This window comes from Ancylobacter mangrovi (assembly GCF_024752355.1).
Classification (GTDB): domain Bacteria; phylum Pseudomonadota; class Alphaproteobacteria; order Rhizobiales; family Xanthobacteraceae; genus Ancylobacter; species Ancylobacter mangrovi.
Map to the genome: position 1 here is coordinate 91662 of NZ_JANTHZ010000005.1, position 13072 is coordinate 104733.

Here is a 13072-nt window from a genome sequence, read left to right on the forward strand (position 1 = left end):
TCCTCGAACTCAGCCGGCGCGCGCGGCGGGAGCGTGCGGCTCCGCGCGGGCGATGTCCGGCGTGGGGTAGCTGGCGAGCATGGCGTCGACGGCGCCGGTGGCGCGGCTCCAGTCGAAGGTGCGGAACGCCATGCCGGTCGTCACCGGGCGCGGCCCGGAATAGAACATCTCGTACTGGGTGTGGCGCGAGGCGAACTCCGAGCCGACCGCGTCCCAGGCGAGCTTGAACAGCTTCACCCGCTCCTGCGAGCTCAGGCTCGGCGAGTACTGGGTGCGCCCGATCAGCGCGGCGATCTCCGGATTGGCGAAGTCCTCCACCGATGAGGGCAGCATCAGCACGCCCCCGCCCGACAATTCGCGCAGGAAGTGGATGATCTTCGGGTAGAGGAGCTGCGACTGGATCTGCGCGGCATAGACGAGGCCGGCATCGGGCATGAAGTAAGGCCCGCGATGGCGCCCCTTGGCCTCCATGCCGTAGACGAAGGCCTCGATCATGCCGACATGGCCGGCGAGCTCGCCCAGCGTCTCGCGCACCTGCGGGAAATTGAAGGTGCCGATGGTCTCGGTGATCTTGCGCGCCAGCCCGACCAGGAAGCGCATCTTCACCAGCAGCCGGATCTCGGCCTGGTAGTTCTGGTAGGCATGGGCCGGCGTGTCGTGCCACTGGGCGAGCTGGCAGGCCGGGTCGCGGTGCACGAAGACGCGGTCCCACGGGATCTTCACGTCGTCGAAGAAAAGCAGCGCGTCGTTCTCGTCGAAGCGGCTCGACAGCGGGTAATCGAAGGTCGAGGGCGAGGCCCGCTCATAGGAGCGGCGCGAGAGCAGCGACATGCCGGCAAGGTTCAGCGGCACCGCGGCGGTGAAGGCGTAGCGCCCCTCATCCGGCTTCAGCGGCCGCAGCGTGGTCACCAGGATCTCGTTGGAGAGCACCGCGCCGGTGCCCAGCATCTTCGAGCCTCGCACCGTTATGCCGCCGGCATCCTCGTCGACGATGGCGACCGCGAGGTCGGCATTGCCCTCCGCGCTCGTCGCCTTGGAGCGGTCGCCCTGCGGGTCGATGATGACGTAGGAGATGTAGAGGTCGTTGTCGCGGGCATGGGCGTAGTAGTCGCGCACCACGCCCGGCCGGCCGCCCTCATATGCCTCGTAGACGTCGAGGCCCATATACATGGCGGCGATGGTCGAGGCGACGTGGTCGGGCGAACGGCCCATGAAGCCGTGATGCAGCTCGGCCCAGGCCACCAGCGCCTCGCGCCGCGCGACCAGTTCCTCATAGGAGGTCGGGAGCTGCCAGGCACGGCTCACGCGCCGCCCGTTGCCGGGGTCGAAGGTCATCTTCTCCCGCTGCGCCGGCTCCGCCTGGAAGTCGTACAGGCCCGCCACCGACCGCGCCGCCTGGCGGAAGGCCGGGTGCTCCGTGACGCGCTCCACGCGCTCGCCGTCGATGAAGATGCGCCGCCCGTCATCCAGGCTGCGCAGATGGCTCTCGGCTGTCTTATGCCCCATGAGGGATGCCTCCACTACATCCTTTGGATTAAGGATAAGTCACTTAGGTTTGTCAATTACCTATTATGGACACGAGGATTACGATTTCGTCGGGCTTTGCGAGTGACGCCGCATCGGTTACTCAGGTTTGGGGCATTGCGGCTGACGTTAGGAAGGACACTGAATGGACGAGGTTGGGCGCCCGCGGCCATTGACGACATCCCGCTCCGCGCTGCTCAGCGAGGGCACCGACCAGGCCTTCCGCGAGATGATCGGCGAGCTCATCGCCTTCTCCGGCCGGCTTCAGGAGATCCGCGAGGCGATCGCCCGGGCCATGGGCGTGACGCCGCCGCAGTACAACATCGTGATGACGCTCTCGCAGCTCGGCGACGAGGTCACCGTCACTGACCTCGCCGAACGCCTGCGGGTCAGCGTGCCCTTCATCGTCACCGAGACGCGCCGGCTGGAAGAGCTCGGCCTGCTTGAGAAGCGGGGCGATCCGGTCGACCGGCGCCGGGTCAAGCTGGTGCTGACCGACGAGGCGGCGGCGGCTCTCGACGAGATCGCGCCGGTGCAGGTGCGGGTGAACGACGTCCTGTTCCAGACGCTCGGCCCGCGAGACCTGAAATCGCTCAGCCGCCTCACGCGCGGCCTGCTCGGCTCGTGCGACGCGGCGCTGGAGGAAGCCCGCTCGGCCGGACGGGCCGAGGTCTAGCCGGGCACCGCCGGCGGCGGCAGCACGCCGTCCACCAGCGCGCGCGCCGCGCCCCAGTCGAAGGTGCGCATCATATGGGCGTGGTTCACATAGGACGCACCGCCATAGAACATCTCGTACTGGGTATGGCGCGAGGCGTATTCCGAGCCGAGCGCGTCCCAGGCGAGTTTCATCGTGCGCACCCGCTCATCGGCGTCGACGATTGATGACACCTGCGTCGCCTCGACATAGTGGCGCGTGTGCGGGCTCGTCATGTCCGCAACCGAGGACGGCAGCATGATCACTCCGCCGCCGGCGAGATCGCGGATCGCCATCACAAATTGCGGGTAGAGCTCCTGCGTCAGGGTCTGCGCGGCATAGAGCAGGTGCGCGCTCGGCACGTAGTGCTCGCCGACCATGCGCCCCTCCGCCTCCATGCCGGCGACCAGCCCCTCCACCATCGAGGCCTGCGCCGCCAGCCGGCCGAGCACGCCCTTGACCTGCGGGATGTCGATCGTGCCGTTGATCTCGGCGACGCGCCGCGCGAGCCCGGTGAGGAAGCGCATCTTCACCATCAGCCGGATCTGCGCCTGGTAGTTCTGCATCACATGCGCCGGCGTGCCGTGCCACTGCGCCCCCGCGGCAGCCGGATCGCCGCACACGAACACGCGCTCCCACGGCACCCGCACTTCGTCGAAGAACACGACGGCGTCGTTCTCGTCGAACCGGCTGGAGAGCGGATAGTCATAGACCGAACTCGCCGCCTGCTCGTAGGAGCGGCGCGAGAGCAGGCGCACACCGGGATGGTTGACCGGCACGGCGAAGCTCAGCGCATAGCGCTCCTCGCCCGGCCGCACCGGCTGGATCGTGCCGACGAGGATCTCGTCCGCCATCACCGAGGAGGTGCCGAGCATCTTGGCGCCGGAGACGACGATGCCCTGCGAATCCTGCGACACGAGATGGGCCACCACGTCGCGCGCCTGCTCGGAGGCGGAGCGCGCCTTGTTGGCCTGCGGGTTCTGGATCACGTAGGTCACGAACAGGTCGCGCGCGCGCACCTCCTCGAAATACGCCGCGAAGGCCTCCGCCCGCGCCGGATCGAAACCGCGCATCACCGGAAGGCCGATCATCATCCCGGTCAGCGTGGTCGCGAGATGGTCCGGCGAGCGCCCAAGGAAGCCGCAATGGGGCGCGGAGGATTCGGCGATGGCGTGGCGCCGGTCCACCAGCTCGGCATGGTTGCGCGGCAGCGACCACGCCTTGTGGACCCGCGCCTCGCCGACCGCGAAGGTCAGCCGCTCCCGGTTGGCCGGGTCGGCCTGCTGGTCGTAGAAGCGCGCGAAGGAGGCGACCGCGTTGCGGAAGGCCGGGTGGGTGGAGACGTCCGCGACCGGCTCGCCATCGATCAGGACCCGGCGGCCATCATTCAGCCCGGCACGATAGGCCGCTCCGTCGCGCACGCGCATCTTGCGTTCTCCACTCCCGTAAACGCCTTGCAGCTAACACCGTCATTGCATAACGTGCAAGTCACTTGCATGTATCGCTCGCACGCCTCCTTCCGCCCCTCCGAACCATGAGAGCCTCATGTCCGACCGCGATTTCGTTGGCTATGGCGCGCACCCGCCGAAGGCCAACTGGCCGAACGGCGCGCGTCTCGCGCTCAACATCAACCTCAATTTCGAGGGCGGCGGCGAGCGCTCGATCATGGAGGGCGACGGCTGCTCGGAAGGCATGCTCAACGACATCGGCCAGCCCGCCATCCCCGACCGGCGCAGCCCGCTGGTCGAGAGCGTGTTCGAATACGGCTCGCGGGTCGGCGGCTGGCGGCTGCTGAACCTGTTCCGCGAGCGCGGCATCAAGGTGTGCCTGCTCGCCGTCGCCAAGGCGGCCGAGGCCAATCCCGAGCTCACCCGCGCCTTCGTCAATGAGGGCCACGAGCTGGTCTCGCACGGCTATCGCTGGATCGACTACCAGGTGGTGCCCGAGGAGATCGAGCGCGAGCACATCCGCCTCGCCGTCGAGACGCTGGAGGCGATCACCGGCGTGCGGCCCACGGGCTGGATGACCGGCCGGCCGGGGCAGAACACCCGGCGCCTGCTGGTCGAGCATGGCGGCTTCGCCTATGACCGCGACTCGCTCAATGACGAGTTGCCCTACTGGCTAACGGTCGAGGGCCGATCGCACCTCGTCGTGCCCTACTCGTTCGAGACGAACGACAACCGCTTCAACGAGAACAGCGGCTTCAGCACCGGCGACGACTTCGCCCGCTACATGTGCGACTGCTTCGACGTGCTCTATGCCGAGGGCGCCCGCACGCCGAAGCTGATGTCGCTCGCCATCCATGACCGCCTGATCGGCCGGCCGGGGCGCGTCACCGGGCTGATGCGCTTCCTCGACCATGTGGCCAACCATTCCGACGTGTGGATCGCCACCGGCGCCGAGATCGCCGCCCACTGGCGCGCGGAGCACCCCGCGCCATGATCGGCATGCTCGGCATCAGCATGGGCGCGGCGCCCGCCGGCCCGCACGTCCACATCACAGGCGCCAACGGCTTCATCGGCCGCGCGGTCGCGAACCGCCTGCGCGCGGAAGGCTGCGAGGTCAGCGGCAGCGACCTGCGCGCGAGCGGGGACGAAGACGTCGCCGCGCTCGACCTGCGCGAGCGGGCGGCGGTCATCAGGCACATCGCCGCCCTCGCGCCCGACATCGTCATCCATGCCGGCGCGATCTCAGGCGCGATGCTCGCCGCCGACGATCCCGCGCTGATGTTCGACGTGAACGTCACCGGTACGCTGAACCTCGCCGAGGCGATGCGCCTTGCCGGCGTCCCGCGGCTGGTCTTCCTCTCCTCCAATGCGGTGTACGCGCCCGCCCCCACGCGGGCCCCGGTGCCGGAGAGCGCGCCTCTCGGCGCGGCGGACGCCTATGGCGCCTCCAAGCTCGCCGCCGAGGCGGTGCTGCGCAGCTATGCCGAAAGCCAGGGCATCGCCACCATCGCGCTCAGGGTCTCCTCGGTGTTCGGGCCGGGCCGGGTGACGCCCTACCTCGTCTCGCAGACGCTGGAGGCGATCCGCGCCGGCGAGCCGCTGACCGTGACCGACGAGCGCTCCAACATGCGCCAGTTCGTCCATGTCGACGACGTGGTCGAGGCGGTCTGGCGCGCGGTGGAAGCCGACCTTCCCGGCTTCACCCCGATCAACATCACCGGCGGCACCTATCTTTCCGAGGAGGCGATCGTGCGCCTGCTCGCGGGCGAGCCGCCGCGCGTGCCGATCACCGTCATCGGCGAGCGCGGGCGCGAGGATGACGGGCATGTCGGCCCGCTCGACATCGCCCGTGCCCGCGAGCTGCTCGGCTACGAACCCGCCGTCGACATCGCCGCCGCGCTGGGCGAGATGGCGGGGCCGATCGTCGCCGGCTCCTCGCCGGCCTGATAGCTCGCCAGCAGCTCGTCGAGCGGGGCCAGCACGCCGTCCCAGTCGGTCTCGCGCCCGACATGCTCGCGCACCACGAAGGCCGGCCCCATGTAGAAGCGCTCATACTGCGCATGGCGGCCGGCGAAGTCGGTGCCGAGCAGGTCCCAGGCGAGCTTGAACAGCTTCATCCGTTCGCGCGCGCTCCAGCCATTGCCGGCCCAGTTGGCCTCGAACACGCGCGCCGTCTCCTCGGCGTCGAGCACGCCGATATCGGCCGGCATCTGCAGCACGCTGCCGCCCATCAGCTCACGCAGGCGGGAGCAGATCTTGTCGTAGTTCTGCGTCGCCCAGTAGATCGAGGCGTACATGGCGCGGCGGTCGAAGCAGGTGAAGCCGCCCGGCAGCGTCTCGTAGCCCTGGATCTGCCCGTTGATCAGCGTCGCGATCAGCGCGTCCTGCGCCGAGAGGTGGTTCAGCGCGTCGCGCACTGCCGGCACCTTGTCGGTGCCCATGCATTCGGTGATGCGCCGCGCCAGCGCCAGCATCAGCCGCGTCTTGGCCCGGTAGCGCACGCTCGACTGGTGGTTGGAGAGCGTGTGGGCGGGGGTGTCGAAATAGATCGAACGCGACCACGCCACGTCGTCGAGGGTGAAGACCCGCTCCCACGGCACCTTCACGTTCTCGCACACCACCACGCAGTCGGATTCGTCGAAATGGGTGGTGAGCGGGTTCTCGAACGTCCCCTCCCCGTGCGCCGCATAGGGCTTGCGCGACCACAGGCTGAGCCCCGGCGCGTTGACCGGCAGCGCGCAGGTGATGGAGGCAGCCTTCTGCTCCGGCGCCAGCGGCAGGATGTTGCCGATCCACAGCTCGTGGGCGAAGGCGGCGCCGGTCGCCAGCATCTTCATGCCGTTGACGATAACGCCACCCGAATAGCTCCCCGTCACCTGCAGCGTCGGCACGGCCTCGCTGTCGCGGCCGAACTTCGCCGGGTCGCGCGTGCCCTGCGGCGGGGCCACGGCATGGGCGAGATAGAGGTCGTTGCGGCGGCAATGCTCGTAATAGGCGGTGACGTTGGCGGAGAAGTCATGCCCGTTGCGCGCGAAGCGGTCCGGCTGCATCGCCGCGCCGGTGATGTAGCCGCCGACGAAGTCGGGCGAGCGGCCGAGCAGGCCGCAGGAAAGCTCGGCGATGACCGCGCTGCACCGGCTGCGCTTCTCGAGGTCCTCGCGGCTGCGCGGCATCAGATAATAGCCGGCGAAGCTTTCTCCGCCCTCTTCGCTCACCAGATGCGGGCGGTAGCGCGGATCGCGGCGCGCGTCCCAGATGCGGGCGAAGGAGCGGGCGGTGGGCGCGAAACCGGGATGGGTGGTGACGTCTTCGACACGCTGCGAGCCGACATGGATCACCCGCCCGTCGCGCAGGCTCTCGAGATATTGCGCCCCGGTCATCAGCATCGGCGGTCTCCTGAACGTCTCTCAAGGTGGCGCGCACGAAAGGTACATGTTCGCGAAAGAGACTTGCATAAAATGCAAACACGTTCACAGATGACCCGAGACGGGCGCCGATTGCAAATGCCAATTGGCGTCCCCATCCCTTGCGCAGCCCACCCGCGCCTTCGCCAGGAGCCTTCCGCATGCCGCTCGTCGACGAGATCGCCGGTTTCCACCCCGAGATGAAGGCATGGCGCCGCGAGCTGCACAGCCATCCCGAGACCGCCTTCGAGGAGAACTGGACCGCGGCCTTCATCGCCGACAAGCTCACCGCCTTCGGCCTGCCCTTCGAGAGCGGCATCGCCCGCACCGGCATCGTCGCGACGCTGAAGGGCCGGCTTGGCGAGGGTCCGGCGATCGGCCTGCGCGCGGACATGGATGCGCTCGACATCACCGAGATGACCAACCTGCCCTACCGCTCGACCATTTCCGGCAAGATGCACGCCTGCGGCCATGACGGGCACATGACCATGCTGCTCGGCGCCGCGCGCCACCTCGCCGCCAACCCCGACTTCGCCGGCACGGTGCATTTCATCTTCCAGCCGGCCGAGGAGATGAACGGCGGCGGGAAGGTGATGGTCGAGGAAGGCCTGTTCGAGCGCTTCCCGATGGAGCGCGTGTTCGGCCTGCACAACTGGCCGGGGCAGGCCTTCGGCAGCTTCTCGGGCAAGCCGGGGCCGATGCTCGCCTCCTCCGACCTGTTCGAGATCACGGTGAAGGGCCGCGCCGCCCACGCCGCCATGCCCCATCTCGGCATCGACCCCGTCACCGTTGCCGGCGAGCTGATCGGAGCGCTGCAGACCATCGCCAGCCGCACCGTCGACCCGCTCGAGGCGGCCGTGGTCAGCATCACCCAGGTCCATGGCGGCGACGCGTGGAACATCATCCCCGACGAGGTGGTGCTGCGCGGCACGGTCCGCACCTTCCAGCCCGCCGTGCGCGATGCCGTCGAGGCGCGCGTGAAGGCGATCGCCACCGGCGTCGCCGGGCTCCACGGCGCCACCGCCTCCGTCTGGTACGACCGGCGCTATCCGCCCACCGTCAACACCGCGGCCGAGGTCGCGCTCGCGCTGGACGCGGCCGGTGCGGCGGCGGATCAGGACCACGTCATCCCCGATCCCGCCTCCTCCATGGCCTCGGAGGATTTCGCCTACATGCTGGAGAAGGCGCCCGGCGCCTATCTCTGGCTCGGCAGCGGGCCGGGGGCCGCCCTCCACAGCTCGGGCTACGATTTCAACGACGAGCTTCTTCCCCTCGGCGCCAGCTACTGGGTAAGGCTGGTGGAACGTATCCTCGCGCCCACGGCGTGAGTCCCGATCAGGTGAGGCAACGCCGATGAGAGATTTCGAAACCCCCGGCCGCTCGCTCGTGATGGCGACCAACGGCATGGCCGCGACCTCGCACCCGCTGTCGAGCCTGGTGGCGCTCAACGTGCTCCAGTCCGGCGGCAACGCGATGGACGCGGCGATCGCCGCCTGCGCCGTGCAGGGCGTCGTCGAGCCGGGCTCGACCGGGCTCGGCGGCGACTGCTTCGTGCTCTACGCCCCCGGCGGCACCGACGACATCGTCGCCTATAACGGCTCGGGCCGCGCTCCCGCCGCCGCCAATACCGACTATTACGCCGACCACGGCATAACGGCGCTGGAGCGCCAGTCCCCGCATGCCGTCACCGTGCCGGGGGCGGTGGAAGCCTGGGCGCGGCTGTCGCAGGACCACGGCACGCGTCCGCTCGGCGATCTGCTCCAGCCTGCCATCGGGCTGGCGCGCGGGGGCTATGCCGTCGCGCCACGCGTCGCGCTCGACTGGCGCGAGCAGGCCGGCCTGCTGGCCGGGGACGCGAACACCGCGCGCGTGTTCCTGCCCGAGGGACACAGCCCCCATGCGGGCACGCTGCACCACCAGCCCGAGCTCGCCGCCACGCTGGAGCGCATCGCCGCCGAGGGGCCGGACGGCTTCTATCGCGGCCCCGTCGCCGAGGACATCGTCGCCTATCTGCAGAGCCTCGGCGGCCTCCACACACTGGAGGACTTCGCCACCGCCCGGGGCGCCTATGTGACGCCGATCTCCACCCGCTTCCGCGACCTGCGGGTGCATGAATGCCCGCCCAACGGGCAGGGCATCATCGCGCTGATGCTGCTCAACATCCTGTCGCACGGATCGACCCGCCCGGACCCACTCTCGGCCGAGCGGGTGCATTTCGAGATGGAGGCGGCACGCCTTGCCTATTCGGTGCGCGACGCCGTGCTGTGCGACCCCGACCATATCGAAGTGCCGATGCGCGAGTTGCTCTCGAGCTCGCTGGCGAGCCAGCTCGCCGGCATGATCCGGCCCGACGCCCGCCTCGCCGAGCTGCCCGCGATCGACCTGCCGAGCCACAACGACACGGTCTACATCGCGGTGGTCGACAAGGACCGCAACGTCGCGAGCTTCATCAACTCGATCTTCAATCCCTTCGGCAGCGGCCTCGTCGCCCCGAGCTCGGGCGTGCTGCTGAACAACCGGGCGCAGGGCTTCTCGCTGAAGCCCGGCCACCCCAACGCCATCGCCGGCGGCAAGCGGCCGCTGCATACCATCATTCCCGGCCTGACAACGCGCGACGGGCGCGTCGAGCACTGCTTCGGCGTGATGGGCGGGCAGTACCAGGCGCTCGGCCAGGCCTATTTCCTCGCCCGCGTGCTCGATTACGGGCTCGACATGCAGAGCGCGATCGACATGCCGCGCGCCTGCCCGCTGTTCGGCACCGACGCGCTGGAGGTCGAGGGCAGCATGCCGGACGCGGTGCGGCGCGACCTCGCCGCGCTCGGCCACCGCATCGTGCGCCCCTCGCGCCCCATCGGCGGGGCACAGGCGATCCGCATCGACTGGGCCAACGGCGTGCTCACCGGCGCCTCCGATCCGCGCAAGGACGGCTGCGCGCTCGGCTACTGAAGCCAAGTGCCGGCAAGAGGCCGGCACCCTGCCCAAGCACGCTGCCCACGAATCGGGCGCCCGCGTGCAGGAGCAGGCGGGAGGACGGTCGCGAGGACTGGTCCGCCCACGGTAACCCGCGCTTGGCGGCACTCTTGCATGCTGCTGCGCCTCCCGTGCCCCCTGCGCAGCGCCCCTTGCGCACTGCCCTGCGCAGAGGGCCATACTGAGCGTCCCCTTGCCGGAGGTCACCGTCATGATCCGCCTGTTCAGCCGTCTCGCCACCCGTTTCAGATCGAGCCCCGCGCGCCAGCGCACCGGCGGCACCGCGCATCTGGCGGGCGCGACCAGCCTCGCGGCCATGATCGCCCTCGCCGCGGTCACCGGCGCCCATGCCGACACGCCGGTGAAGTTCACCCTCGACTGGGTGTTCCAGGGCCCGACCTCACCCTTCCTCGTGGCGCTGGAGAAGGGCTACTACAAGGATGAGGGGCTCGACGTGACGATGGACCCCGGCCAGGGCTCGGCCGGCGCGGTGCAGCGCGTGGCGTCCGGCGCCTACGACATCGGCTTCGCCGACGTGAACTCGCTCATCGAATACAACGCCAAGAACCCGGGAAAAGAGATCCTGTGCGTGTTCATGGCCTATGACTTCCCGCCCTTCGGCGTCTACGCGCTGAAGACGTCCGGCATCAAGACGCCCGCCGACCTCGCCGGCAAGAAGCTCGGCGCGCCGGTGTTCGACGCCTCGTTCCGCCTCTTCCCGGCCTTCGCCAAGAAGGTCGGCATCGACCCGAAGAGCGTCGAGAGCGTCAACCTCACGCCCCAGCTTCGCGAGCAGTCGCTGGTCCAGGGCACGGTCGACTTCATCTCCGGGCACTACTTCTCCTCGGTCCTCGACCTCGAGGCGCGCGGCGTGAAACTCGACGACCTCGTCGTCTTCACCTACAGCGACGCCGGCATGGACGTGTACGGCAACGGCATCATCGTCTCGCCGCAGATGGCCGAGAAGCCGGAAGTGGTGAAGGGCTTCCTGCGGGCCACGATCAAGGCGTGGAAGGAGGTCGCGGCCAATCCCGAGATCGGCGTCGCCGCCGCCAAGAACCGCGACCCGCTGATCGACGAGGCGCTGGAATTGCGGCGGCTCAACATGTCGCTGCAGATGAACGTGCTGACGCCCTATGTGAAGGAGAACGGCATGGGCGACGTAGACCCCGAGCGTTTCGCCCGCTCGATCAAGGACGTCGCCGACGCCTTCGGCCTGCCCGACGCGCCGGCGCCGGAGAAGGTGTTCACCGACTACTACCTCCCGCCCAAGGCCGACCGGATGGTCGCCCCCTGACGGCCCGCCGTCCGAATGCCCCTTCGCCTGACACCGAAGCCTGCATGCCCTCACCTCCCCTCGTCGAACTGAAGAATGTCAGCCTCGCCTATGGCGAGGGCAGCGAGCGCATGCTGGCGCTCGGCGACGCCACGATGAGCATCGACGATGGCGAGTTCGTCGCCGTCGTCGGCCCCTCGGGCTGCGGCAAGTCCACACTGATGAAGCTGGTCACCGGCCTCCTGCCGCCCACCGGCGGCGAGGTGAGCGTGCGCGGCCAGCCCGTCACGGGCCCGATCAAGGGCGTCGGCATGGCGTTCCAGAACGCCACCCTCATGCCCTGGCGCACCACCCGCGACAACATCATGCTGCCGCTCGAGGTGGTGGAGCCGCACAAGCGGCGCCTGCGCGCCAACCGCGCCGAATACATCGCCCGCGCCGAGGCCCTGCTCGCCTCGGTCGGACTCGGCGGCTTCGGCGACAAGTTCCCCTGGCAGCTCTCCGGCGGCATGCAGCAGCGCTCCAATGTCTGCCGCGCGCTGATCCACGAGCCGCAGATCCTGATGCTCGACGAGCCCTTCGGCGCGCTCGACGCCTTCACCCGCGAGGAGCTGTGGGGGATCATGCAGGCGCTGTGGCTGGAGCGGCGCTTCACCGCCGTGCTGGTGACGCACGACTTGCGTGAGGCGGTGTACCTCGCCGACACGGTCTATGTGATGAGCCGCCGGCCGGGCCGGATCGTGAAGGTGCGCACGGTGGACCTGCCCCGCCCGCGCACGCTGGAGACCACCTTCGAGCCCGCCTTCGTCGATATCGTGCACGAGCTGCGCGAACGCATCCAGCAGGAGCACGCCGAATGAGCGCCCTGCAGCGCCGCGCCATCCGCCTCGCCATGCCGTGGCTGACCCTCCTCGCCCTGCTGGTGCTGTGGGAGGTGGCCTGCATCGTGTTCCATATTCCCGAGATCGTGGCGCCGCGCCCCACCCGCGTCTTCGAGGTGGTCATCCAGCGCTGGGACCTGCTGCTGCGCTTCTGCCTCGAGACGCTGTGGACGACGCTGATCGGCTTCTTCCTCGCCATCGGCTTCGGCCTGCTGCTGGGCCTCGCCATCGGCGCCTCGCCCTTCATCTATTCCGGGCTCTACCCGCTGCTGATCGCCTTCAACGCCATCCCCAAGGTCGCCATCGTGCCGATCCTGATGATCTGGGTTGGCATCGGCGCGCTGCCGGCGATCATCACCGCCTTCGTCATCTCCTTCTTCCCGATCGTGGTGAACGTCGCCACCGGCCTCGCCACCATCGAGCCGGAGATGCGCGACCTGATGCGCTCGCTCGGCGCCAGCAATCGGGAGATCCTGGTCAAGGTCGGCATTCCGCGCGCCATGCCGTACCTGTTCGCCAGCCTCAAGGTGGCGGCGACGCTGGCCTTCGTCGGCTCGGTGCTGTCGGAGACGGTCGGCGGCAATCGCGGCATCGGCTTCCTCATGCTCTCGGCGAGCGCGCGCAACGATTCCGCGACCACCTTTGCCGGGCTGTTCGCCATCGCGGTGATGGGCGTGGGCGTCTATGCCGCCTGCGCGCTGATCGAGCGGCGCATGACCCGCTGGGCCTTCCGCGGCGAGCTGGTGCGGTAGATCGCGCCCGCATCGCCGCAGTGAAGATTGCCGACGACCATCAATATTTTCGTGAACTTGCCCGCGAATACTTAATTCAACCAATTCCAATCGAGCCTATTGACCGAATTATCGTTTCAATTC

The 13072-nt window shown here is 68.9% G+C and carries 11 protein-coding genes; 8 read left to right on the forward strand and 3 right to left on the reverse strand.

The genetic code is table 11. The features are described from left to right. Positions 1-9 precede the first annotated feature (9 nt). Complete coding sequence (locus tag NVS89_RS12690; RefSeq protein ID WP_258733123.1) at positions 10-1506, reverse strand: 4-hydroxyphenylacetate 3-hydroxylase family protein; 1497 nt, start codon at positions 1504-1506, stop codon at positions 10-12. A gap of 163 nt (positions 1507-1669) precedes the next feature. Between NVS89_RS12690 and NVS89_RS12695 the strand changes: the two genes are divergently transcribed. Next, complete coding sequence (locus NVS89_RS12695) at positions 1670-2200, forward strand: MarR family winged helix-turn-helix transcriptional regulator (RefSeq protein WP_258733124.1); 531 nt, start codon at positions 1670-1672, stop codon at positions 2198-2200. On the opposite strand, the gene NVS89_RS12700 is transcribed toward NVS89_RS12695, so the two are convergent. Continuing rightward, the gene (locus NVS89_RS12700) at positions 2197-3645 is read right to left on the reverse strand and encodes a 4-hydroxyphenylacetate 3-hydroxylase family protein (protein WP_258733125.1); all 1449 of its coding nucleotides are present in this window, start codon (positions 3643-3645) and stop codon (positions 2197-2199) included. The two genes, NVS89_RS12695 and NVS89_RS12700, sit on opposite strands and share 4 nt — an antisense overlap. A 118-nt stretch (positions 3646-3763) precedes the next feature. On the opposite strand from NVS89_RS12700, the gene NVS89_RS12705 reads away from it, so the two are divergent. Next, the gene (locus NVS89_RS12705) at positions 3764-4660 is read left to right on the forward strand and encodes a polysaccharide deacetylase family protein (RefSeq protein WP_258733126.1); all 897 of its coding nucleotides are present in this window, start codon (positions 3764-3766) and stop codon (positions 4658-4660) included. Continuing rightward, positions 4657-5613 carry an NAD-dependent epimerase/dehydratase family protein gene (locus tag NVS89_RS12710; protein WP_258733127.1) on the forward strand — a complete coding sequence of 319 codons (957 nt, stop codon included), beginning with the start codon at positions 4657-4659 and terminating at the stop codon, positions 5611-5613. The genes NVS89_RS12705 and NVS89_RS12710 overlap by 4 nt, the downstream gene beginning before the upstream one ends. Here NVS89_RS12710 and NVS89_RS12715 read toward each other — a convergent pair. Then, the gene (locus NVS89_RS12715) at positions 5535-7052 is read right to left on the reverse strand and encodes a 4-hydroxyphenylacetate 3-hydroxylase family protein (RefSeq protein WP_258733128.1); all 1518 of its coding nucleotides are present in this window, start codon (positions 7050-7052) and stop codon (positions 5535-5537) included. The two genes, NVS89_RS12710 and NVS89_RS12715, sit on opposite strands and share 79 nt — an antisense overlap. A gap of 179 nt (positions 7053-7231) precedes the next feature. On the opposite strand from NVS89_RS12715, the gene NVS89_RS12720 reads away from it, so the two are divergent. The 5 genes from NVS89_RS12720 to NVS89_RS12740 all read left to right on the forward strand — a co-directional run bounded on the left by NVS89_RS12720 (position 7232) and on the right by NVS89_RS12740 (position 12949). Beyond that, positions 7232-8398, forward strand: a complete 1167-nt coding sequence (locus NVS89_RS12720; protein ID WP_258733129.1) for a M20 aminoacylase family protein — start codon at positions 7232-7234, stop codon at positions 8396-8398. A gap of 25 nt (positions 8399-8423) precedes the next feature. Beyond that, positions 8424-10016, forward strand: a complete 1593-nt coding sequence (gene ggt / locus NVS89_RS12725; protein ID WP_258733130.1) for a gamma-glutamyltransferase — start codon at positions 8424-8426, stop codon at positions 10014-10016. Positions 10017-10251: 235 nt separating this feature from the next. After that, on the forward strand, positions 10252-11337 hold the full coding sequence (locus tag NVS89_RS12730) for an ABC transporter substrate-binding protein (protein ID WP_258733131.1): 1086 nt from the start codon (positions 10252-10254) through the stop codon (positions 11335-11337). 44 nt (positions 11338-11381) lie between these two features. Further along, positions 11382-12176 carry an ABC transporter ATP-binding protein gene (locus NVS89_RS12735; RefSeq protein WP_258733132.1) on the forward strand — a complete coding sequence of 265 codons (795 nt, stop codon included), beginning with the start codon at positions 11382-11384 and terminating at the stop codon, positions 12174-12176. Next, on the forward strand, positions 12173-12949 hold the full coding sequence (locus tag NVS89_RS12740; RefSeq protein ID WP_258733133.1) for an ABC transporter permease: 777 nt from the start codon (positions 12173-12175) through the stop codon (positions 12947-12949). Before NVS89_RS12735 ends, NVS89_RS12740 begins: the two co-directional genes overlap by 4 nt. Positions 12950-13072: the final 123 nt, after the last annotated feature.

Excerpts from the sequence above, each read along its gene's own strand:
- NVS89_RS12715 (WP_258733128.1), bottom strand. The coding sequence starts at position 7,052 with ATGCTGATGACCGGGGCGCAATATCTCGAGAGCCTGCGCGACGGGCGG.
- NVS89_RS12695 (WP_258733124.1), top strand. The coding sequence starts at position 1,670 with ATGGACGAGGTTGGGCGCCCGCGGCCATTGACGACATCCCGCTCCGCG.
- NVS89_RS12705 (WP_258733126.1), top strand. The coding sequence starts at position 3,764 with ATGTCCGACCGCGATTTCGTTGGCTATGGCGCGCACCCGCCGAAGGCC.
- NVS89_RS12710 (WP_258733127.1), top strand. The coding sequence starts at position 4,657 with ATGATCGGCATGCTCGGCATCAGCATGGGCGCGGCGCCCGCCGGCCCG.
- ggt (WP_258733130.1), top strand. The coding sequence starts at position 8,424 with ATGAGAGATTTCGAAACCCCCGGCCGCTCGCTCGTGATGGCGACCAAC.
- NVS89_RS12730 (WP_258733131.1), top strand. The coding sequence starts at position 10,252 with ATGATCCGCCTGTTCAGCCGTCTCGCCACCCGTTTCAGATCGAGCCCC.
- NVS89_RS12700 (WP_258733125.1), bottom strand. The coding sequence starts at position 3,645 with ATGCGCGTGCGCGACGGAGCGGCCTATCGTGCCGGGCTGAATGATGGC.
- NVS89_RS12735 (WP_258733132.1), top strand. The coding sequence starts at position 11,382 with ATGCCCTCACCTCCCCTCGTCGAACTGAAGAATGTCAGCCTCGCCTAT.
- NVS89_RS12690 (WP_258733123.1), bottom strand. The coding sequence starts at position 1,506 with ATGGGGCATAAGACAGCCGAGAGCCATCTGCGCAGCCTGGATGACGGG.
- NVS89_RS12720 (WP_258733129.1), top strand. The coding sequence starts at position 7,232 with ATGCCGCTCGTCGACGAGATCGCCGGTTTCCACCCCGAGATGAAGGCA.
- NVS89_RS12740 (WP_258733133.1), top strand. The coding sequence starts at position 12,173 with ATGAGCGCCCTGCAGCGCCGCGCCATCCGCCTCGCCATGCCGTGGCTG.